This window comes from Streptomyces aidingensis (assembly GCF_900112355.1).
In the GTDB taxonomy this organism is placed as follows: Bacteria; Actinomycetota; Actinomycetes; order Streptomycetales; family Streptomycetaceae; genus Streptomyces; species Streptomyces aidingensis.
In genome coordinates this window covers 425274-446812 of sequence record NZ_FOLM01000001.1, presented here as the reverse complement: position 1 = coordinate 446812, position 21539 = coordinate 425274, and the positions used below count along the sequence as shown (strand labels likewise).

Below are 21539 nucleotides of genomic sequence, written 5' to 3'. Positions count from 1 at the left end.
CGGGCGGCGCGGCGTCCGGGTCGGCGCAGCGACCAGGGTATGCCGCCACCGCCGGTGCCGGGCTGTGACCCGGCTCTCCCCGGCGGGCGCGGGCTCAGGGCAGCGGGATGGGGCGGCCGTCCAGGGCGCGCCGGGCCCGGCGGGTGCGGGCGTTGCCGTAGCGGGAACGGAGGTGGCCGGAGACGGCGGCGCGTTCGCCGGCGGCGTGCGTGAGCCGGCCGAAGAGCACGCAGGCGGTTTCGGTGGGCCAGCCGCCGGGGCCGTAGAAGGCGGCGAGTTCGGGGATGAGTTCGGTCCACAGCCGGGCGGCGCCCGCCTGGTCACCGGTCTCCTGGACGGTCTGCGCCTGACGGTGCCGGGCGCGCAGCGCCTCGGAGTGGTCCAGCGCGGAGACCGGCGTGCCGGGCGCCAGGGGCGCGGCCGGGGGGACGGCGTCCTGGACGGAGGGCGGCGGCGGCAGACGGTAGGACGTGGGCGGGGAGGCGGTCACGCCGCCGAAGACGCCGCCGGTGGTGGCGGGGCCGGGCGGGGCCGAGGGGGCGAGCGGGTCGAGGGTGCGGCGGTGGCCCCCGGTGCCGCCGGCCGTGGCCGGACCGGCGTACGGCGAGGACGGCGCGGCGGGGGCGGCGGGGGCGGCGGGGGCGGCGGCGCCCTCGTCGGCCACCAGGGCGCGCAGCATGTCCCGGACGGTGGCGGCGTCCTGCGGGCGCTTCTCCGGCCGCTTGGCCAGCAGCCGCAGCACCAGTTCGTCCACCGCCTCCGGAATCCGGGGGTCCAGGCTGCTGGGCGGCTGCGGCATCTCGTGCACCTGCTGGTAGAGAAGCTGCATCATGGTCGAGCCGGGCGGGAACACGGTCCGCCCGGTGAGCAGCGCGAACAGTACACAGCCCAGCGCGTAGAGGTCGGTGCGGGCGTCCACGCCGCCGGCCATGCACTGCTCCGGCGCCATGTAGTCGGGGGTGCCGATCACCATGCCGGTGGCGGTGAGTTCGCTGCGCTGCCGGGCGCCGACCGCCTCGGCGAACCGGGCGATGCCGAAGTCCAGCAGCTTCACCGTGTTCTGCGCGGTGATCATGATGTTGCCGGGCTTGAGATCGCGGTGGACGATGTCCACGCCGGGGGCGTGCGCGGCGGCCAGCGCGTCCGCCACCTGCGCGGCCCACTCCAGGGCCTGCGGCATCTCCGGCAGGCCGGCCCGCAGTACCTCGGCGAGCGAGCGGCCGGGCACCAGCTCCATCACCAGCAGCACCGCCGGGCCGCCGCCGAACTCGCCGTGCAGGATGTCGTGGACGGTGACGATGTGCGGGTGGGCGAGCCGGGCGATGGCGGTGGCCTCCCGCTCCAGGCGGCGCACCAGTTCGCTGTCGTCGCCCTCGGTGGCGGTCTTGATCGCCACATCGCGGCCCAGCCGCTCGTCATGGGCCTGCCAGACCTGGCCCATGCCGCCCTCGCCGAGCTTGCGCACCAGCCGGTAACGGCCCTGGAGGACCTCGCCCGCCGCCATCGTCGCTCCCCCGTCAGCCCCTCGATGTCGTCCGCTCCGCGCGGAAACGTCACCGCGCGGGCATAGGATCGCACAGTCATCAGCGGGGTGAGACATGTGTGCGGGACACTCGTCCGACGCACTGGCGGGGACGGCCGGAGGGATCAATGGGGAGACAGGTCCGGGGGCGGAGACGGATCACCGTGCTGCTGGGTGCGGTGCTCCTGCTGGGGCCGGCGGGACTGGGACTGCACGCGGCGCCGGCCGCGCAGGCCGCCTCCCAGCTCGACGAGGCCGCCGCCGCCCTGGCCGGACCGGGGGTCTGGAGGGGTGAGGGCTTCGAGGGCCTGACCGAGGAGACGGTGGAGCTGATGCGGGCCCGCTACGCCCGGGCCGGGACGCCGGTCCGGGTGGCCCTGCTGACCGACACGGAGGTCCCCGGCTACGACACCTCCGGCCTGGCCAGGGAGCTGGCGCAGAAGGTGGGCGAGCCCGGTCTGTACATCGTGCACGCCGAGTGGCCGAACCCCACCGAGGACTACCCGAACAGCGCCGACGGCTACTACGCCACCGGGATCGGCTTCACCGACGACCAGTTGTCCGACGAGGAGTTCGCCCACATCGGCATCGGTGACGGGAGCTTCCTGCTGGGCGTGGCCGACGCCATGGACCAGGACCTGAGCGCGCAGATCCCCACGGAATTCGGGGAGGGACGGTTCCTGGTCGATCCGGCGGTCACCGAGGTCTTCCCCGAGCTGAGCACCGAACTGCTGGAGACCACCTTCGCCGGTCTCCCCCAGGTCCGCATCGCCCTGGTCTCCGGCTTCGGCGGAGACCAGGACGCGGTGGCCGCGGCCATGTCGGAGAACCTCGGCGAGGGCGGCGCGATGGCCCTGATCCAGTGGTACGACGACGACTTCTCGGTGGCCATCGGCACCGGCTCCGGCCTGCCCACGATCGATTCGCTGGAGGCCGTGGTGGCCGGCAGCGGCATCGCCGAGGTCACCCCGGCCGAACTGCCCGGCGGGCTGGCCCGGCTGGCGCTGGCGCTGGGGCCGCCGATCACCGATGTCGCCCGGGACGGGCTGGCGGGAAGCCCGCTGTTCGTCCACCCCACCGCCTCGGACGGCGCCACCACCGAGGCACAGCTCGACGCCTATGCCGCCTCCCTGGCCGGCGCCGACCCGCCGGTCGAGGTGGCCTTCCTGCCGTCCGACGTGGCCGAGGCGCATCTCGGGCTGGACGCGCTGATCGACTCCTCGGCGGTGGCGGCCGGGATCGCCGGGGACGGCGGCGGCTCCGGGAATCTGGTGGTGTATCTGATCGACCCCGAGTACCGCCGGGTGGACTGGGTCTCCGCGGTCGGCGACGAGGAGTTCCGCACCGCCACCCAGCTCTCCCGGGCGGCCGGGGACTCCTATGTCTCGGCCACCCTGGACAGCCTGATCCAGCAGCTCGGCCTGGACCGGCCCGAGGTGCCGCAGGAGAGTGCGGACGACGGCGCGGACGGCGCGGACGGCGGGGGCGGCAGCGGGAGCGGCGGCGGCGGGGCCGCGGAGAACGACGCGGACACCGGCTCCCCGGGGCTGCCCGCCGGGCTGCCGGCGGTGGCCGCTCTGGCGGCCGTCGTGGTGATCGCGCTGCTGGCGGCGGTGCGGCTGACGGTGCGGCACCGCGGCGGGCTGCTGACCCGGCGGGCGAAGACCGCCGAGGCGGCCCGCCGTCGGCTGGCCGCGATGCCGCCGCAGCAGCGGGCCGCCGAACTGGCCCGGGCCCGGGAACTGGCCGCGGCCAACCAGCGGCAGCTGGAACGGCTGGCCGCCCGGCTGGCGGAACGGCAGGTGCCCGCGGCGCTGGGCAGCGGCAGCGGCGCGGACCGGCTGCGCGCGGTGCTCAGCGAGTACGAGCGGCTGCTGGAGGCCAACGACCGGGTGGCGTCGGTCCCCGAGGCCCGGGAGATCAGCGACGACCTGGCCCGGGCCGGCAGCCGGCTGCTGCTCGTCCCCGCCACCCTCCCGGGCCGCCGCTGACCGGCCATCTCCCGGCCCGCGCCGCGGGCCCCGGGCGCACGGCGGGAACCGGGCGGCCCGGCGCGTCTCCCGGGCCGCCCCGGTCACTACTCGGTACGGAGGCCGGCCGGACGCATCATGCGCCACAGCGGGGGCATCGCCAGCGCGGTGGCGCCCAGAATGACCCCGCCGCCCAGGGCGGTGAAGGCCCCGACCCCCTGCCAGTCCACCGCGACCGGCGCGGAGACCATGCCGAGCAGCACCCAGCCCAGGCCGATCCCGCCCGCCGCGGCCAGCGCCAGCCCCAGCACCACCGGCAGCGCGGTCTGCCAGAGCACCGAGAGCGCCAGGGTGCGGCGCCGGGTGCCGAAGGCCACCAGCACCGACAGCAGCCGGCGCCGTTCCCGCAACTGCTCCACGGTGCCCACCACCATGGAGCCGCCGATCAGCATCAGCACCGCCACCGCGCCCGCACAGAGCGCGCGGCGGATCGAGTCGAAGCGGTTGCTGACCTGCTCCGGGCCCTGCTCCCAGGCGTTGTGCACCGGGCCGAAGCCGGCCGCGGCGTTGCGCAGCCGCTGCATGACGTCCGGCCCCGAGCCGTCCGCCCGGACGGTGACCTCGTAGAGCGGGTCGTACAGCATGGTGCGGTCCAGGGCGGCCGGGGTGGCGAACACCGTGGGGCGCCACAGCTCGTCGCCCTGCGCGGCCGGCAGCACCCGGGCATCGGCCGGGATCCGCCAGCGCACGGCCGGCAGTTCCGCCGCGGCCTCCGGCGAGGTGTGCCCGTCGCCCGCCAGCTCGATGTCCAGGCCGGGCCGGAGCGGTCCGGACGGCCGGTCCTCCGGCACGGTCCCGGGGGCGGGCTCCTGGAGGAAGACATCGCCGTCCGCGCAGGGCACGGCACGGGGCACGGACATCAGGTCGCCCAGCACGGCGCAGTCGGCGATCAGCACCTCGAACCCGCCTTCCCCGGCCGGGCCGTCCGCCGCCCGGGCCCCGTCGCGGACCACGACCTCGGACTGCACCACTCCGGCCACCGCGGCGATCCGCGCCGCGGTGGCCGGGGCGTCCGCGGGTTCGGCCGGATAGGCCTCGAACCGGATGCGCCGCTCCCCCTCCGGGACCCCGGTGTCCGAGGTGTAGTCGCCGCCGACGCCGAGCAGGAACATCTGCGCGGCGATGGCCCCGGCCACGGCCACGGTGACCCCGCTGACCGCGCGGGCGGCGGGCCCGCTGTCCAGCTGGAGCCGGCGGACGGCGAGCTGCCAGGGCACCGGCCCGCCGCGCAGCCGCCGCACGGCCGCCTCCACCAGCCACGGCAGCACCGCGGTGACGCCCACCAGCAGCAGCACGATGCCGGCCGCCACCCGCCACTCGTCGATCTCGGTCTGCTCGGCGGCGACGCTGTTGAACAGCGGTGCCAGCAGCGCCAGTCCGGCGGCCGGCAGCAGCAGCCGCCACCACAGCCGGCGCCGCGCGGTGACGCCGCCGCGCACCACGCCCAGCGGCTCCACCGCGATCCGGCGCATCGCCTGGAGGGTGACCGCCACCGCGGACACCGGCACCAGCGCCACGATCAGCACCGCGATGGCGGCGGACGGGCGGACGTCCTGGGGGAAGGCGGAGTAGCCGAAGATCTCCACCCCGGCCAGCCGGTCCCGGCCGAGCCGGAAGAACACCGCGCCCAGCAGCAGCCCGAGCAGCGCGCCGGCCAGCGCCTCCCCGGCCGCGATCCGGTGCGTCATCCGGATGTCCGCGCCGACCAGCCGCAGGGCCGCCAGCCGCAGATCCCGGCGCTCCCCGCCGAGCCGTACCGCGGTCGCCACAAAGGCGCCCACCGGCAGCAGCAGCACCACACAGGCGACCACGATCAGCAGCAGCAGGACGGCGTCGAAGGGGGTGCGCGGCGCATCGTGGCCGAACTCGGCGACCCGCCAGGTGGAGCCGGCGGAGCGAAGCTCCGGATCGTGCGCGTAGTAGACGAGTTCACCGGGGTGCAGCAGACCGGCGTCGCCGATCTCGCCGCCCGCCCGGTACGGCAGCCGGGGCGCCAGCAGTTCGCCGTCCGGCGACTCCAGCAGCTTCCGCAGCGCCGGGGAGAGGGCCATCTCGCCGGGTGCCGGGAATTCCTCGATGCCCGGCGGCATGGGCGGGCGGTCGCCGTCCGGCCGCAGGGTCAGACCGGTGAGCGGCCGGCCCAGGAAGTCCCCGGTCTGCTGGTGGAGCAGCAGAGTCTGCGAACCCGGTTCGACGCCGGCGCCGAAGCCGCCGGTGCGGGCGTCCAGGCGGGCGTCCCGGGCGGTGAGCAGGTTCGGGATGGAGGCGGCGAGCAGCAGCACGGCCACGCCCAGGCCCACGCCCACGGCGGTGAGCACGGTGCGCAGCCAGCCCTCCCGGCCGCCGGTGACCGCGAACCGGGCGCCCAGGGCGAGGTCGGCTGCCCACCGGCGCGGACCGGCGGACGCGGCGGAGGCGGTGGCCGCGGCCGGGCCGGCCGCGGTGGCGGTCATGCCGTTCCCCCGCCGGCCGCGGGAACCGGGCCGAGGGGGTCGCGGGCGATGCCGTCGCGGACCACGATCTCCCGGTCGGAGTAGGCCGCGACCCGTGACTCATGGGTGACCAGCACCACCGCGGCGCCGGTCTCCCGGGCGGCGGCGGTGAGCAGTTCCATCACCCGCTCGCCGTTGAGCGAGTCCAGGGCGCCGGTGGGCTCGTCGGCGAAGATCACCCGGGGGCCGCCGACCAGCGCACGGGCCACCGCGACCCGCTGGCCCTGGCCGCCGGACACCTGGCCGGGCCGGTGGTGCCGGACATCCGCGACCTCCAGCCGCTCCAGCCATTCCGCGGCCCGGCGCTCGGCCTCCCGGCGGCGGGTGCCGGTCAGCCGCAGCGGCAGCGCGGCGTTCTCCAGACAGGTCAGCTCCGGCACCAGCTGGCCGAACTGGAAGACGAAGCCGAAATCGGAGCGGCGCAGGGCGCTGCGCTCGGTGTCCGGCAGGGCGGACAGTTCCCGGCCGGCGTAGCGCACCGAGCCGCCGTCCGGCGGCACGATGCCGGCCAGGCAGTGCAGCAGAGTGGACTTGCCGGAGCCGGACGGGCCCATCACGGCGACGATCTCACCGGCCGCGACCGAGAAGTCGGCACCGGCCAGGGCGGGGGTGGCGCCGTAGGACTTGTGCAGGGCGGTGGCGGTGAGCAGCCCGGGCGCCCGGCCGGGCACGGCCTCCCCGGGGACATCGGGGGCGTGGGCGGCATCGGTACCTGCGGTGCGGGCGGTGCGTGCGGCGCGGGCGGTCATGCGGCACGCTCCCCGAGCCGGGCGGCCAGCCGGTCCAGCCGGGCCGCGGTCAGCTCCAGCCAGCGCAGATCCGCCTCCAGGTGGAACAGCGCATGGTCGCAGACGAGCTGGTCCGCCAGATCGCCGCCGGACTTGCGGCGGGTCAGCTCGCGCATCAGCCGGAGATGCTCGGCGCGCTGGGTGTCCAGCAGGGCCGCCGCGTCCCGGCCGCTGAGCAGGGCGAGCACCACCTTGGTGTAGAGGACGGACTGGAGGTAGGGCTCGGGCTTCTCCGGGGTGCGCAGCCATTGGGCGACATCGGTGACGCCGGCCTCGGTGATGGCGTACCGCTTGCGCTCCGGGCCCTCCCCCGACTCGACGCCGTCCACTTCGACCAGGCCGTTCTTCAGCAGCCGGGACATGGTGGCGTACACCTGGCCGTAGTGCAGCGGCTTGTCATGGCCGAAGCGCTCGTCATAGGACCGTTTGAGGTCGTAGCCGTGGCGCGGGCCGGCTTCGAGCAGCCCGAGCAGGGCGTGGCTGATGGACATGGCCGGGACTATACACCACACGTATACACGAGGTGTATAGCTGGCCGCCGGGCAGGCGCCCGGCGGCCGTCCCGCCGGCCGGCGGCGCGGGCCGGGAAATCCCCGGCGTGCCGCCGTGCGGCACGGCGCCGGCCGGGGAAACAACTACCCGGCCGCACGGCCGCGTCATATCCCCTAGCGTGAGGCACGCGCGGATCATGAGACCGGACCGAAGACGGGCGGAGAAACACTGATGCTGGACACCGCCGGGGGCGCCTCCCCCGCGTCCCGGCCGGACACCGGAGAGGAGCCGCCGCGCGGGCCGTTCACCCAGGCCGTGGACTTCACCCGGGGCCGGACCGCCGCCTTCGTCCGCAAGCCCTACTGGGAGCGCCCCGACTCCACCTGGGTGCTGCGGCGCTGGCCGGATCTGACCGCCTGCCTGGCGGCGGTCTTCTTCTTCTGGCTCTCGCTGACCCCCTCCCTGGTCCCCCGTCCGTGGTACTTCCAGGGCGCCATCGGCGGCATCACCGCCGCCATCGGCTATGGCCTGGGCGCGCTGCTGAGCTGGCTCTACCGGCTGGCCGCGCCCTGGCGGCCCGGCCCCCGGGTACGCGCGGGCTGCTGGCTGGCCTTCTATGTCACCGCCCCGCCGACCGTGATCTTCCTGCTCTCGCGCAGCGCCGACATGCAGCGCGAACTGCGCCGCCTGCAGGATCTGGAGCCCACCCTGACCTGGCACTCGGCGATGATCGCGCTGATCTCGCTGGCCGTGTGCGCCGGGCTGGTACTGGCCGCCCGCACCGTGCGGCTGTTCACCCGGCTGGTCACCGTGCAGCTCAACCGCTTCGTGCCCTGGCCGGTGGCGGTCGCCCTGTCGCTGATGATCACCAGCATGGTGGTGGTCTACGGCACCCGGGACGTGGTCTTCGAGCGCGGCATCCTCACCGCGGCCGAACACTGGGCAGCCGCCAAGGACCGCTCCACCGACCCCGGGGTGCTGCGCCCCTACTCGCCCCTGGTCTCCGGCAGCCCCGACTCGCTCATCCGGTGGGAAGACCTGGGCAACAAGGGCCGCACCTTCACCGGCACGGTCATCTCCGCCGCGGAGATCTCCGCCTTCACCGGCACCGAGGCCGCCTCACCGGTCCGGGCCTATGTGGGACGCGCCGCCTACGACGACTACGCCGGCGGCGCCGCGCTGGCGGTGCGGGAACTGGAGCGCACCGGCGCCTTCGACCGCGAGGTACTGGCCATCGGCGCCACCACCGGCACCGGCTGGGTCAACCCCACCACCGTGGAGGCCCTGGAGTACATGCACCACGGCGACACGGCGGTGGTCGCCATGCAGTACTCCTACCTGCCGAGCTGGGCGTCGTTCCTGGTCGACCGGGACGAGGCGGGCACCGCCACCCGGGAGCTGGTGGACGCGGTGTACCGGCGCTGGTCACAGGAGCCGGCCGGGAGCCGGCCGAAGCTGGTGGTGTTCGGCGAGTCCATGGGCGTGGCCGCCATGGAGGCGGCCTTCGACGGCCTGGACGACCTGCTGGCCCGCACCGAGGGCGCGCTGCTGATCGGCGCGCCCTACTTCAGCCCCATCCACTCCGAGATCACCTCGCACCGCGACCCCGGCAGCCCCGTGTGGCGGCCCGAGTACAACGACGGCCGGCATGTGCGGTTCACCCAGTTCCCGGAGCGCGATCTGTGGGCCTTCGACCGGCCCTGGGAGGAGCCGCGCGTGGTCTACCTGCAGAACGCCTCCGACCCGGTGGTGTGGTGGGAGCCGGATCTGCTCTTCCAGCGGCCGGAATGGCTCGGGCAGCCGCTGGGCCCGGACGTCACCGAGGCCATCGACTGGTTCCCGTTCGTCACCTTCTGGCAGACCACGGTGGACATGGCCGTCTCCTACGGCGCCCCGGCGCCGCACGGCCACCGCTACGGCTCCAACCCGGTGAACGCCTGGGAGGCCATCACCCGGCCCGCGGACTGGAGCGCCGAGGACACCGAACGGCTGCGGCTGCTGCTGGAGCTGCGCCACCCGCCCAGATCCGGCTGGGCGGGCAAGCCGGAGTAACAGCGGTGGCCGGTGCCGGTGGCCGGAGCCGGCATTCGGCCGGCCCCGGTCGTTGCTCAGCCGTCGCGGTCCCGGCCGGCGGACGGCGGCGGGGTGGGCGCCAGCGCGGCGATGGTGGCGCCGCTGCGCTGCGCACCGGCCCGCAGCACCACCTGCTCGTGATAGGCCCGCAGATAGGTCACCACGGTGTTGAGCACGGCCACCAGCGGCACCGCCACCACCGCGCCGGGGATGCCCGCCAGCAGCGTGCCGCCGGTCACCGCCAGGACCACCGCCAGCGGATGCACCCGGACCATCCGGCCCAGGATGAACGGCTGGAGCACATTTCCCTCGATCTGCTGCACCAGCAGCACCACGCCGACCGCCAGCAGTGCCGTCACCGGCCCCTGCGTCACAAAGGCCACCACCACGGCCAGCGCACCCGAGGCGATGGCACCGACGATCGGCACGAACGAGGCCACGAACACGATGACCGCCAGCGGCACCGCCATCGGCACGCTCAGCGCCCACAGGCCCAGGCCGATGCCGACCGCGTCGATCAGGGCCACCAGGACCGTGCCGCGCACATAGCCGGTGAGCGTGATCCAGGCCCGCGGACCGGCCCCGGCCAGCGCCGGCCGCGCCGCGGCGGGCACCAGCTTGAGGAACCAGTACCAGATCGAGCGGCCGTCATAGAGCAGGAACAGCACCACGAACAGCACCAGACCGGCGCCGGTCAGGAAGCGCGTCAGGTAGTTGACGCCCTCCAGCCCGGCCGAGGTCAGCTCCGCGCTGTGGTCGCTGATCCACTGGTTGAGGTTGTCCGCCAGCTCGTTCAGATCCTCCTCGGAGACCCCGAAGGAGCTGTCCAGCAGCCAGTCGCGGAGATTGTTGATGCCCTCGGTGACCTGCTCCACCAGCCGGTCGACGTTCTCCATGATCTGCCAGACCACGAACCAGCCGATCAGGCCCATCACGCCGAAGCCGGTGACGGTGGTGACCGCGGTGGCCGCGCCCCGGCTCAGTCCCAGCCGCTTCAGCCGGCCGGTCAGCGGCTGGAGCAGCGCGGTGATCAGCAGGCCGGCCGCAAAGGAGATGACCAGCAGGCTGATCGCCCCGACCACCTGGATCAGCACCCAGATCACGGCGGCCAGGATCAGCAGCCGCCAGCCGGCCTCGGCCGCCACCCGCAGCCCCCAGGGCACGGCGTCGGCCGGACGCGGGCGCTCGGGCATGCGGACCGGGACCGGCCGCACCGGGGCACCGGCATCACCGCCGTCCGCGGCGGTCTGCGGCGGGGCTCCCTCGGCGGAAACCGGCGGCCCGGCGGAGCGCTGCGCCGCGACCGTACCGGCCGGCGCCGCCGCGGGGTCGTCCCGGCCGCAGGCCGGGCGTTCCCGGGCCGGCGGGCGGTCCGCCGCGACGGAGTCCGGCGCCCCGACGAGCCGTTCACCCGCGGCGGGCGGCGCCTGGGCGGCGGGCGCGACGGCCTGGGCCAGCCGGGCGCCCGGCGGCAGATCCTCCGCCGGCACCCCGTCGGGCTCCGGCATGCCGCTCAGCCCGGCGGCGGCGGCCACCCGCTGCTCCGCCTGCTGCTGTCTGCGTTCCGCCTGGCGCTCGGCCGCCGCCCGGTAGTCGGAGAACCTGGCCCGGATCTGCCGGACACCGGAGCGCAAGCGGTCCAGTCGTGACATGAGTTCTTCCCCCTGCTCTTCCCCCGGGTCCCGGCGACCCGACGTTACCCTGCCGCCGTTCCGTACGGGAGAACAGCGCCCGAACCACGCCCGTCCCGCCCGCCGGACGGAAAACGGCCGGGAGATACGGCCGGGGACATGGCCGGAAGATATGGCCGGAAAACCTGTGAGACAGGACAGAGGGGGACAGCCGCACCCGGAAGGGCACGGGGGCCGGCGGACCGGGACGGCGGTCAACGGCGGCCGGGCCCCGGGAAGACGGGCGCGGCACCGCAACGGGCCGCGCGCACCGTCTCCCCGGGGCCCGGCCCCGCTCGGCTCGATGCCGGCTCAGTACCAGTTGTTGGCCTGCCAGAACTCCCAGGCGCCGCAGGGGCTGCCGTAACGGTCGTTCATGTAGTTCAGGCCCCACTTGAGCTGGGTGGCGGGGTTGGTCTGCCAGTCGGCGCCGGCCGAGGCCATCTTGGAGCCCGGCAGCGCCTGCATCAGGCCGTAGGCACCCGAGTAGGGGTTGGTGGCGGTGTGATCCCAGCCGCTCTCGTGGTCCACGATGTTGGAGAAGCACTGGAACTGGTTCTGGCCCACGATCTCCAGCGCCATGGCCTGGATCTCGGCCTTGGTGTAGGAGGACTGGACGGCGAAGTCCGTGCGTTCCGCGGCTGCGGCCCGGCTGGCGGCCTCCTCGGCCTCGCGCGCCAGGCGCTCCTCCTCGGCGCGTTCCGCGGCCTCCCGGGCCTCCTGCTCCGCCTGCTCGCGCTTGGCCAGCGCATCCTCGGCGGCCTGCTTCCGGGCGGCCTCCTCGGCGGCCTTGCGCACCGCGGCCTCGGCGGCGGTGGCCTGTGTCTCGGCCTGCCGGGTCAGCGAGGCCGCGTGCGCCCCGGTGTCCCCGGAGGCCGATATCTCCACGAGCAGCGACGGGTCCGCGACGGCGACCTCGATGTCCTCGCCGCCGCGCTCATCCCCCGAGGCGACGCCGACCGCCGCGCCCACGGTCGTCACCGCGGTTGCGGACGCCACTGCGAATCCTCGGACAGACATCCCGGTCACTCGGTTCCCTTCCGCCTGTGTCCGCTTCCGGGGTGGCCGCGCGGACGTGGACATGCCCCTGACACTGGCCTCCACCGGCCCACCCCCGCATCGCGGGAGCGGCCTGGCCACCGGAGGCTCCGGCCCGGTGCTCCGCCCGCGTGACGGACGCGGGAGAAGCATGGTGCTTCGGGCGGCATACGGCGCAAAGCTTCTTCAGTTGTGCGCCGCCGGGACCGGGCGGTCGTCGCGACCGCCAGGAGTCCGGTGCGCGGGCCGTCCGTTGGGCGGGCGGCGGTGCCGTATGCGGGACCTGACAGCAGCACACCTTGCCCGAACCGTGATACTCGAAGCAATCCACTGCGATGTGGGATAGGTCACAAGGTGTTTGGCCTCATCGTTCCGAGGAAAAACGCGGAACCCGGCGGGCCGTCCTATAAGGTGCCCCCGCACGGCGGCCACGACCCGGCACAACGGGTCATGGCCGCCGCGATGCCGCATTCCGCGAATGTCCCCCCGGACAGGGTGATACAAGCGGAAACCGGCGGAAAGCCGCTCGGCCCCGGGTATCCGGACAGAGCTGCCGACCCGGGCTAGATGCGCCCTTCCTCCAGCATTTCGGTCACCAGCGCGGCAATCGGCGAACGCTCCGAACGCGTCAGCGTCACATGGGCGAACAGCGGATGCCCCTTGAGCTTCTCCACCACCGCCACCACCCCGTCATGCCGGCCGACCCGGAGATTGTCCCGCTGCGCCACATCATGGGTGAGCACCACCCGGGATCCCTGCCCGATCCGGGACAGCACGGTCAGCAGCACATTGCGCTCCAGCGACTGGGCCTCGTCCACAATGACAAAGGCGTCGTGCAGCGACCGGCCGCGGATATGGGTGAGCGGCAGCACCTCCAGCATGCCGCGGGCCACCACCTCGTCGATCACCTCGCGCGAGGTCACCGCGGACAGCGTGTCGAACACCGCCTGGGCCCAGGGGTTCATCTTCTCGGCCTCGGTGCCCGGCAGATAGCCCAGATCCTGGCCGCCCACCGCGTACAGCGGCCGGAACACCATCACCTTGCTGTGCTGCCGGCGCTCCAGCACCGACTCCAGGCCGGCGCACAGCGCCAGCGCCGACTTGCCGGTGCCCGCCCGGCCGCCCATGGAGACGATCCCGACCTCGGGGTCGAGCAGCAGGTCCAGGGCCACCCGCTGTTCGGCGCTGCGGCCATGGATGCCGAACGCCTCCCGCTCGCCCCGCACCAGCTTGATCCGGCCGTCCGGCAGCACCCGGCCCAGGGCATGGCCGCGTTCGGAGACGATGACCAGGCCGGTGTGGACCGGCAGCCCCTCGGTGACCGGGTCCTGCACATGCTCGGTGGCGAACAGCTCGTCCACCGCGTCCGCGCCCAGGGTGATCTCGGTCATCCCGGTCCAGCCGGAGTCGGTGACCGCCAGCTCGGCGCGGTACTCCTCGGCCGCCAGCCCCACCGAGGAGGCCTTGATGCGCAGCGGCAGGTCCTTGGAGACCACGGTGACGTCGTAGCCCTCGGCCTGGAGGTTGCGCGCCACCGCCAGGATGCGGGAATCGTTGTCGGCCAGCCTCCCCCGGTCGTTCAGCATGGTCGGCGGCAGCACGGTCGGATCGGAGTGGTTGAGCTCCACCCTGAGGGTGCCGCCGAGGTCGCCGATGGGCAGGGGAGAGTCGAGCCGTCCGAACCGCACCCGGTAGTCGTCGAGCCGCCGCAGTACCTGCCGTGCGAAGTAACCCAGCTCCGGATGGTGCCGCTTGGCCTCCAGTTCGGAGATGACGACCACCGGAATCACCACCTCGTGCTCGTCGAAACGGGTGATGGACGCCGGGTCGGCGAGCAGGACACTGGTGTCGAGGACATAGGTGCGCCGGTCGGCGCGCTTCTTGCTGGTCACCACGGAGAGAGAACCCCCTTGGACGAGGTCGGGGAGGGCAGGCGCCCGGCTGCCCGGCGGGCAGCGGCGGCGCCCGGGGGTCTGGCCGGAACGGGCCCGCGCCGCGCGGGCCGCGTACCGGCCCTCTGCGTTCTCGTGGTGCGCAAGCGGGCCTCCCGGCGGGCCGGGAAGTACACCGGCCCGCCCGGAATATGCCCTGGACCGGGGCGGCTCATACCTGACGTCCGGTCAACGGTCCGGTGTACGCAGGAGGCGCAGGGGTGAAGGACGGGCGGCTGGGACACGCCCGGCGCGGCCCCCTTGTGCGGCGGCGGCCGGCCGGCTCACTGACCGTAGCGGCGGTGGCGGGCGGAGAACTCGCGCAGCGCCCGCAGGAAGTCCACCTTGCGGAAGGCCGGCCAGTAGACGTCGCAGAAGTAGTACTCGGAGTGCGCCGACTGCCAGAGCATGAATCCGGACAGCCGCTGCTCGCCGCTGGTGCGGATCACCAGATCCGGGTCGGGCTGGCCGCGGGTGTAGAGGTGCTCGCCGATGTCCTCGGTGGTCAGGCCGCGGGCCACCTCCGTCAGGGTGGCACCGTCCGCGGCCCGCTTGGCCAGCAGCGAGCGCACCGCGTCCACGATCTCCTGCCGGCCGCCGTAGCCCACGGCGACGTTGACGAGTATGCCGTCGCGCTCCCCGGCCAGCCGCTCGGCGTCCTTGAGCACCCGCTGGGTGCGCTCGGGCAGGGCCTCCAGGGCGCCCACATGGTGCACCCGCCACCGGCCGTCCTCGGCCAGATCGCGGACCGCGTCCTCGACGATGGTGAGCAGCGGGCCGAGCTCCTCCTGCGGGCGGAGCAGGTTGTCGGTGGAGAGCATCCAGAGGGTGACCACCCGGACACCCGTCTCCTCGCACCAGGAGAGCAGTTCCTCGATCTTGGCCGCCCCGGCCCGGTGTCCCTCCCGGGTGCTGGAACCGGCGGCTCTGGCCCAGCGGCGGTTGCCGTCCAGGATCACACCGATGTGGTGCGGCACGCGGTCGGGGTCGAGCCGCCCCTCCACCCGCCGCGCGTACAGCCTGACCATGAGCTGGCGCAGCTTGGTCTTCATCGGTGTCGCCCCTCCATCGGTACCCCGCGGTCAGCGTACACCTGGACCGGGGCCGCTCCCGGGCCCTTCCGGCCTCCCCGGGGCGAGGCTGTGACAGGGCTGTGACCTGGGTGATCCTCCCGCGACCCGGAGCCGGGAGCGGACCGGGAGAGACCGGCGGGAAGAAGGGGGGAACAGAAGCGGGCCGGTCCGTGGGGGGGGTGACGGACCGGCCCGAGGGGGGGGGTTTCCACAGTAACGCATCCCCGGCGGTGGTGCGTGCACCTGGCGTGAGAATTATCCGCCGAGTCCTCCGGCGAGCACTCCGGCCAGGGTCCCCAGGGCCAGGAAGGGGCCCATGGAAAACGCCGTGCCGCGCCGGGCGCCGCGCGCGACGACCAGGAAGAAGGCATAGCCGGAGGCGAGCAGGAAGGCGGCGAAGACCCCGCCGACCAGCACCGGCCAGCCGTACCAGGCAAGGGCGAGACCGAGGGTGGGGGAAAGCTTGACATCGCCCAGCCCCATGCCGCGCGGGGAGATCAGGGCGAGCACGAAGAAGACGGTACCGAGCACCGCGCCGCCCAGCAGGGCGCGCGGCCAGCTTCCGGCCGCGCCGGGCAGCAGCGCGGCCACGCCCAGGCCGGCCGCGGCCAGGACGGCCAGCGGCAGGGTGAGTGGATCCGGCAGCCGCAGCACGGCGGCGTCCACCGCGGTGACCGCGACCAGGCCGGGTATCAGCAGCAGCCAGACGGCCAGCTCGGGGCGCGGGCCGGCCGCCGCGGCCACGGCGGCGCAGCAGGCACCGGTCAGCAGGGCGAGCACCCAGCCCCGGGGCCCGGGCCGCCGGCCGCCGGCCTCGGCGGGCGGGGCCGGCTCGGCCGGCCCGCCGGACACGGCGGACGCGGCGGACGCGGCGGACGCGGCGGAGGCTTCGGACACGGTGGGCTCGACGGGCTCGGCGGGCTCGACGGCCGCGGGTACCGCGCCCCGCCCGGCCGCGCAGCACCCGCAGCGGCCAGGGCCCAGCCAGCCCCGCGGGCCGGCCGGCAGCGGGTGGCCGGCCGGGCAGCGGTCGCGCCAGGGCTCGCCGGCCGGCACCGAGAACCGGTACACCGGCCGCGCCAGCAGCAATCCGGCGGCCAGCCCGTATCCGGCGGCAAGCACGATCAGCAGCAGCACAGGCACGCACCGAGCGTAGCCGCCGCCACCGACACCGCCGGACCGGCCGGAAGCACCGGCGGTACGGGAGGCGGAAGCTGGGCGCGGGCCGGCCCGACCGAGTGGGGAAGGCGGACCGGCCCGTCGCGTGGGGCGGCCCGGAGCGGGGGGGGATGGCTCACGGGCCCGCCCGGCCGGCCGTCACCGGGGGGATGGACGAGGCCGGCGGTCCGAGACAGTTGAACGATACAACACATGGCGGGACGGGCCCCGCCACCGGGCGGGATCAGCCGGACATCGCCCGCCGGGCAAGGCGGCGCAGTACCCGGCCGCAGCGGCGGGCATAGAGCCGCTGCCCGGCGCGCGCCAGCGGCCCGCCCGCCCGGGTCCACCAGGCGACGGGCCGGCTGAAGGCCGTCACCGTGAGCCGGACGGTGCCGTCCGGCGCCCGCTCCACGACAAACGCCTCCTCCCCGGACACCGGATGGCCGGGCAGGGTGCCATAGGCCCAGCCGGTACGGTCCGGCTCGCGCACCGTCCAGACCACCCGGCAGGGAGCGGCCAGGCGGAACCGCCCCACCCCCAGTCCGATCACCACCCGGCTGCCCGGCTCCGCCTCCGGGGTGTCGGCCGCCACCATGACGCCGAGCGCGCGGTGCATCCGCCAGTCCATCAGCGCCCGGCCGGCCTCCCTGGCCAGGGCCGCGCCATGGCCGAGCGGCACACACACCCGCAGCAGGCGGTGGCCCGGCGGCGGCAGCGCCGCCGGGCCGGAGCGGGTGGCCCCGACATCGGGGTAGGTGAAGCCGGCCGTGTCCGTCCGGCCCGCGTCGCCGGGTCCGTCGTCAGACATCATTCCGAAAACGTATCCGAGGACGGGCCGGGCGGTAGGGCAGGATGTGAGGGCTGACAGCACAAGCGCCCGCCGGAGCCGCGTGGGCCGGGAGTGAGGGACGGGGCCGCGGAACGGGGCCGCACGGGGAGGGACCCGCACGATGTCCGAGGAGAAGAACGAGAAAGGCCGACGGCCGCTGTGGCCGCACGCGCTGGCCCTGCCGGTGCTGGTCGCGGTCGTGTGGTGGGCGTTCCACTGGCAGTTGTCCGCCCTGCAGTGGCTCGGGCTGCTGCTGATCGCGGTGGTGCTCTGGCACGCCGTCCAGGGGCGCGGGCGCAAGCGCGGGCGGATGGGGCCGGCCGTCCGCTGGGCGGCGGCGGGCGCCGTGGTCACCGCCGTGCTGGCGACACTTCCGCTGGACCAGCCGTGGCGGGCGCCCTGGTTCCCGGGCAGCGGGCTGGCCGGCTCGGTGCCGGACCCGTGCGAGGTGGCTGCGGAGCGGGCCGCGGTGCTGGTGCCGGAGGCGTCCGCGCCGGAGACCGGCGGCTACCGGGACATCGCCACCGATCAGCGCACCTGCGGATGGCAGGACGAGCAGCGGCTGCTGTATCTCACCTACCGGCTCTTCCCGTGGCAGGGCACCGACGACAGGTCGGTGGCGTCGGCGGAACGGGCCTTTGCGGAGCGCCGCGAGCACGCGGAGGCGGAGACGCTGGCGATCGGCGACGAGGCATACCGGGAAGGGCGGGACGGCACCCGGATCACCGTCCAGGCCCGGCGGGCCAATGTGGTGGTGGACATCAAGCTGTACGCGCTGGACGGCGCGGCGCCGCTCGGTGAGGCCGAGGCCGGAGACCTCCGGCGGCTGGCCGAGGAGGCGGTCGCGGCCGTCACCACGGGGTGACGACGGCCGCCGCCGGGACACGCCGAAGACGGGGCCGGCTGCCGGGAGACGGGGGCGGGGCGGGGGCGTGCTCAGGCGGCGGTGGGCCAGGAGATCTCCACTCGGCGGTTCTTCTGCCGGCCCTCCTCCGTGTTGTTGTCGTAGATGGGGTAGTCCTCGCTGTAGCCGCGGACGTTGAAGGTGATGCCGGAGGGATCGTCGATCAGTTCCAGCAGCACCTCCCGGGCGTTCTTGGCCCGGTCGTTGGAGAGCGTGAGACCGGACTCGTAGGAGCCCAGGTCGTCGGTGAAGCCGAAGACGTTGACGTATTCCGGCTGCTGCTCCTCGATGGCCACGGCGACCGATGCCAGCGCCGCGCGGGCGTCGTCGCTCAGTTCGGCACTGCCCTTGGCGAACAGCACGTCGGTCTGGAGCACGAACTTGCGGGTGCCGCCGGTGCGTTCCTCACGGGGACCGCTGGTGTCCGTGTCCTGACCGCCGGTCTCCCCGGTCTCCCCGGTCTCGCCGGTCTCGCCGGTGACACCATCCGTACCACCCTCCGTGGTGCCGCCGGTGGAGTCGCCGCTGCCGCCGGAGGTGTCGGTGCCGCCGTCAGTGGCACCACCGGCGGTATCGCCGGTGGTATCGCCGGTGGTATCGCCGGTGGTATCGCCGGTGCCGGCGTCCGCCCCGCCGATGCTCTCCACCACAAACTTGATGTCCAGCACCTCCGGCGTGGCCAGCGTGGCGCCATCGCCCAGCCGCAGGCCGGGCGCGTTGGCATCGACCTCCGGCGTGGCCGGGGCCTCGTAGCCGGGCGGCTGTTCGAAGTCGTCGTCCTCGGCCGCCCAGGCGTGCCCGGGCACGGCCAGCGCACCCACCGTCACCGCCGCCACCACCACCGCGGCCCGCTGCGAGAGATGCCGGCGACTGTTCATGCTGTCCACCTCGCTTCACCCCTCACTGGATCTCAAGAGTGACGGCCGGAATGGTGCCGATCTGGAAGTCGACCTCGTCGGTCGCCGGATCCGGTGCGGGGAACTGCGCAAACCAGCTCACGGTCTCGCCCGGCTTGATGGACCCGGCGAAGCCGGTGCAGAGGCAGCGGCCGGTGGTGTCCCGGAGGATGAGGTACCGCTTGCCCTCTGTCCTCGCGGTCAGGGTCGCTCCGGCCATCGAGAAGCCGTTCTCGGCGAGTTCCTTCTCCGGTCCGGCCCAGCCCACGTCGAAGAGCCGTTCCGAGCCGTTGTTGGTGATGCTGCCCTCGATCGTGAGGAAGCCGCCGTCCTCGCGCTCCGCCCGGGTGAAGGTGATGCTGATTCCCTCGGGAGTGGTGACCTGCCCGATGGCGGAAGACTCCTCGCCCCCCTCGGTCTCCTCGCCGCCCTGGTTGTCCGATGTCTCGCCCTCCGGCTGCTCCTCACCGGTATTGGCGGTCTCCTGGGACTGTCCGTCCTCCTTCTGCTCGCCGCCGTCGTCCTCACCTCCGCCGCAGCTTGCGACGGCGACCACCAGGGCGATGCCCAGGGCGGCGGCGATCAGAATGAGTCTTGTCTTGCCATCACGGAGATTCATCGGACAACTGCCCCTGTCAAGTCTTCAGTCTGCGCGCTGTATCAATTCTCAAAGAGTGTCAGTCATCGAGATAGATCCGGAAGAGATCCCTGGCCATGGGCAGCGCGTCCGCATCACTGGCGTCGAACTCCCAGTCACCATCGTCGCAAGACAGCCGGACGGGCTCGTCCTCTTCCTCTTCTTCCTCTTCCCCTTCGTCCCCTTCGTCCCCTTCGCCCCCGCCGTCGTCTCCACCGTCTCCCCCATCACTGGCGTCGGCGCACAGTGTGCCCAGCACGGCGGTGGCCTCGGCCCGGGCGTGCTGGTCCTCGGTTCCGGGGATGACCGATTCGCCCACGGCGTTCTGCACGACCACCCGGTAGCCCTGACCCGCCGGAACCGGCGCACACTCCACCAGTTCCGCGTCATTCTGCGCGGCCATGGCGGCGGCTGCCGCGCACGCGGAGTCCGACCCGAAGTCGGCACCGTCGAGGATGTCCTCCAGGCCCTCGAGCTCCTCGTCCTCGAGCACATCGAGGAAATCGTCGTAAATGTCGTCGCGTGCCTCGCGGACGGCGGCCAGCGCGGCGGCGTCGGCAGCCGACTGGCTGTCGCTGCGGCTCACGGCGGCCTGGGCGAAGACGAAGAAGGTCAGGGCGATGAGCAGCAGCCCGCTCACCATCCAGATGAAGAGGCCGAATGCGGCTCCGTCGTCCCCGACGGGCCGGCGGCACATCACTCGAGAATGTCCTCCACCGCCCCCTGAATGGCGTTGGCGATCGTCTCGTCCAGGCCGAGGGCGACGACGGCCACCACGATGGAGGCGATCAGCAGGAGCAGGCCCGCGTACTCGACGAAACCGGCGCCCCGGTCGCCGTCGGCACCGCGCAGGCGGCGGGCCGTCCGCCGGCCCCAGCCACTGATCACTCTGCCCATCACGTTCATCCCCTCCGGCAGGGCCCGCGGGCCCTGATGCTGATGGTGTGTCGGTACCCCTGGCGGTGCAGCCCACACCGTACTGCGGACCCGAGTGTCCAGGTATCTGGGCGCCCGCGCAATTCCGTCCAGTTGCGCCGCTTTCGCAGACCGAAGACGGACCCGGGGGTACGCCCTCAGGGGCCGGTCGTGCCATGGCGCCCCTCCCGCGGTCACAGGCTGCCGTCAGGCAGCGGGAGCCGGACGCCCTCCGCCGGTTCGCCGGTCGCCGCACTCCCTCACTTGTCAGGTGTGCAGGTTAGATTGACGGGGTTGCCTACGGAAAGAGGCTGTCCGCATGCTGTCGGTTGACATCCGCCGGTCATCCGGCGTCCGGTCCGCCGTCGTGCGCCCCCGGCCGGACGGTACGGTGACCGGGAGTGCACGGCGCGGACACGGAAGGGGGCAGGGATGACCGGCAAGTGGGTGGACACCGTCCCGGTGGAGCGGGAGGGCTTCCACATCAAGGTCCCGGACAGCTGGTGGGAGTTCGACATCCGGCCGGAGACCCGCGACGACTCCATCCGCCGCCTGGTCGAGGAACGGGTGAAGGCCTCGCCGCAGATGGCCGCGCACCGCGAGACCATCCGCACCTTCCTGCGCCGCCAGGCAAAGGAGGCATGGGACAACGGCGCCGCCTACATCGGCTGCATGGCCGACGCCTTCGGCGGCGAGGTGCCCATCACCGCCAGCCTGACCGTGTCGCTGATCAACGCCCGTGCCCAGGACGGCTCGGCGCCCGCCACCGATCCGGCCGCCATCGCCCGCCGGCTGACCGAGATCAAGCCGCGCAAGGAGGGCGACCCCTGGCGCCGGGTGTCCACCGTCGAGATTCCCGGGGTGGGAACCGTCGCCCGGACCCACGGCGTCGAGGACATCAGATACCAGGGGGATCCGCGGCTGCTCCGGGTGGTGCTGATGCAGACCTACATTCCGGTGCCCGGCAGCGCCGACAAGATCGCGCTGGTCTCCGGCAGCAGCCAGGTGCTGGACCTGGCCGACTCCTTCTTCGACGTCTTCGACGCGGTGACATCCACCTTCCGCTTCCTGTGACCCGTTCGTCCGAT

Annotated in this window: 18 protein-coding genes; 4 read left to right on the top strand and 14 right to left on the bottom strand. The window is 73.9% G+C overall.

The genetic code is table 11. The features are described 5' to 3' along the window. Nucleotides 1-94: 94 nt before the first annotated feature. Nucleotides 95-1504, bottom strand: coding sequence for a serine/threonine-protein kinase (locus tag BM242_RS02010; RefSeq protein ID WP_175541208.1), 1410 nt, complete (start codon nucleotides 1502-1504; stop codon nucleotides 95-97). A gap of 182 nt (nucleotides 1505-1686) precedes the next feature. Here BM242_RS02010 and BM242_RS02005 point away from each other — a divergent pair, with 182 nt between their 5' ends. Continuing rightward, complete coding sequence (locus tag BM242_RS02005) at nucleotides 1687-3513, top strand: hypothetical protein (protein ID WP_093836829.1); 1827 nt, start codon at nucleotides 1687-1689, stop codon at nucleotides 3511-3513. 86 nt (nucleotides 3514-3599) lie between these two features. Here BM242_RS02005 and BM242_RS02000 read toward each other — a convergent pair whose 3' ends face one another. From BM242_RS02000 to BM242_RS01990, 3 genes are read right to left on the bottom strand one after another with little or no spacing between them, the layout of a single operon-like run. Beyond that, nucleotides 3600-6005, bottom strand: coding sequence for an FtsX-like permease family protein (locus tag BM242_RS02000; RefSeq protein WP_093836828.1), 2406 nt, complete (start codon nucleotides 6003-6005; stop codon nucleotides 3600-3602). Beyond that, the gene (locus tag BM242_RS01995; RefSeq protein WP_093836827.1) at nucleotides 6002-6793 is read right to left on the bottom strand and encodes an ABC transporter ATP-binding protein; all 792 of its coding nucleotides are present in this window, start codon (nucleotides 6791-6793) and stop codon (nucleotides 6002-6004) included. Before BM242_RS01995 ends, BM242_RS02000 begins: the two co-directional genes overlap by 4 nt. Beyond that, a complete protein-coding gene (locus BM242_RS01990; RefSeq protein ID WP_093836826.1) occupies nucleotides 6790-7323 on the bottom strand; it encodes a PadR family transcriptional regulator in 534 nt (177 codons plus the stop codon). The genes BM242_RS01995 and BM242_RS01990 overlap by 4 nt, the downstream gene beginning before the upstream one ends. A 232-nt stretch (nucleotides 7324-7555) precedes the next feature. Here BM242_RS01990 and BM242_RS01985 point away from each other — a divergent pair, with 232 nt between their 5' ends. Then, on the top strand, nucleotides 7556-9376 hold the full coding sequence (locus tag BM242_RS01985; RefSeq protein WP_093836825.1) for an alpha/beta hydrolase: 1821 nt from the start codon (nucleotides 7556-7558) through the stop codon (nucleotides 9374-9376). A gap of 56 nt (nucleotides 9377-9432) precedes the next feature. Here the strand turns inward: BM242_RS01985 and BM242_RS01980 are convergent, their stop codons facing one another. The 6 genes from BM242_RS01980 to BM242_RS01955 all read right to left on the bottom strand — a co-directional run bounded on the left by BM242_RS01980 (nucleotide 9433) and on the right by BM242_RS01955 (nucleotide 17081). Beyond that, a complete protein-coding gene (locus BM242_RS01980) occupies nucleotides 9433-11049 on the bottom strand; it encodes an AI-2E family transporter (RefSeq protein WP_093836824.1) in 1617 nt (538 codons plus the stop codon). A gap of 330 nt (nucleotides 11050-11379) precedes the next feature. Continuing rightward, complete coding sequence (locus BM242_RS01975) at nucleotides 11380-12096, bottom strand: aggregation-promoting factor C-terminal-like domain-containing protein (RefSeq protein ID WP_245833744.1); 717 nt, start codon at nucleotides 12094-12096, stop codon at nucleotides 11380-11382. A gap of 572 nt (nucleotides 12097-12668) precedes the next feature. Next, nucleotides 12669-14000, bottom strand: coding sequence for an RNA 5'-3' helicase PhoH2 (gene phoH2 / locus BM242_RS01970; RefSeq protein ID WP_093836822.1), 1332 nt, complete (start codon nucleotides 13998-14000; stop codon nucleotides 12669-12671). 320 nt (nucleotides 14001-14320) lie between these two features. Continuing rightward, nucleotides 14321-15088, bottom strand: a complete 768-nt coding sequence (locus BM242_RS01965) for an isoprenyl transferase (protein WP_093836821.1) — start codon at nucleotides 15086-15088, stop codon at nucleotides 14321-14323. A gap of 276 nt (nucleotides 15089-15364) precedes the next feature. Beyond that, nucleotides 15365-16252 carry a prepilin peptidase gene (locus BM242_RS01960; protein ID WP_245833743.1) on the bottom strand — a complete coding sequence of 296 codons (888 nt, stop codon included), beginning with the start codon at nucleotides 16250-16252 and terminating at the stop codon, nucleotides 15365-15367. A 259-nt stretch (nucleotides 16253-16511) separates the two neighbouring features. Next, nucleotides 16512-17081: a DUF1990 domain-containing protein gene (locus BM242_RS01955; RefSeq protein ID WP_245833742.1), complete on the bottom strand. Its 570-nt coding sequence runs from the start codon at nucleotides 17079-17081 to the stop codon at nucleotides 16512-16514. Nucleotides 17082-17220: 139 nt separating this feature from the next. Here BM242_RS01955 and BM242_RS01950 point away from each other — a divergent pair, with 139 nt between their 5' ends. Then, complete coding sequence (locus tag BM242_RS01950; RefSeq protein ID WP_093836819.1) at nucleotides 17221-17964, top strand: hypothetical protein; 744 nt, start codon at nucleotides 17221-17223, stop codon at nucleotides 17962-17964. A 71-nt stretch (nucleotides 17965-18035) separates the two neighbouring features. Here the strand turns inward: BM242_RS01950 and BM242_RS01945 are convergent, their stop codons facing one another. From BM242_RS01945 to BM242_RS01930, 4 genes are read right to left on the bottom strand one after another with little or no spacing between them, the layout of a single operon-like run. Next, the gene (locus tag BM242_RS01945) at nucleotides 18036-18881 is read right to left on the bottom strand and encodes an OmpA family protein (RefSeq protein ID WP_139238240.1); all 846 of its coding nucleotides are present in this window, start codon (nucleotides 18879-18881) and stop codon (nucleotides 18036-18038) included. A gap of 22 nt (nucleotides 18882-18903) precedes the next feature. Further along, nucleotides 18904-19518 carry a hypothetical protein gene (locus BM242_RS01940; RefSeq protein WP_093836817.1) on the bottom strand — a complete coding sequence of 205 codons (615 nt, stop codon included), beginning with the start codon at nucleotides 19516-19518 and terminating at the stop codon, nucleotides 18904-18906. A gap of 58 nt (nucleotides 19519-19576) precedes the next feature. Then, nucleotides 19577-20233: a pilus assembly protein TadG-related protein gene (locus BM242_RS29125; RefSeq protein WP_175541207.1), complete on the bottom strand. Its 657-nt coding sequence runs from the start codon at nucleotides 20231-20233 to the stop codon at nucleotides 19577-19579. Then, the gene (locus BM242_RS01930) at nucleotides 20233-20433 is read right to left on the bottom strand and encodes a hypothetical protein (protein ID WP_093837287.1); all 201 of its coding nucleotides are present in this window, start codon (nucleotides 20431-20433) and stop codon (nucleotides 20233-20235) included. Before BM242_RS01930 ends, BM242_RS29125 begins: the two co-directional genes overlap by 1 nt. A 450-nt stretch (nucleotides 20434-20883) precedes the next feature. On the opposite strand from BM242_RS01930, the gene BM242_RS01925 reads away from it, so the two are divergent. Further along, the gene (locus BM242_RS01925) at nucleotides 20884-21525 is read left to right on the top strand and encodes a hypothetical protein (protein ID WP_093836815.1); all 642 of its coding nucleotides are present in this window, start codon (nucleotides 20884-20886) and stop codon (nucleotides 21523-21525) included. Nucleotides 21526-21539 lie beyond the last annotated feature (14 nt).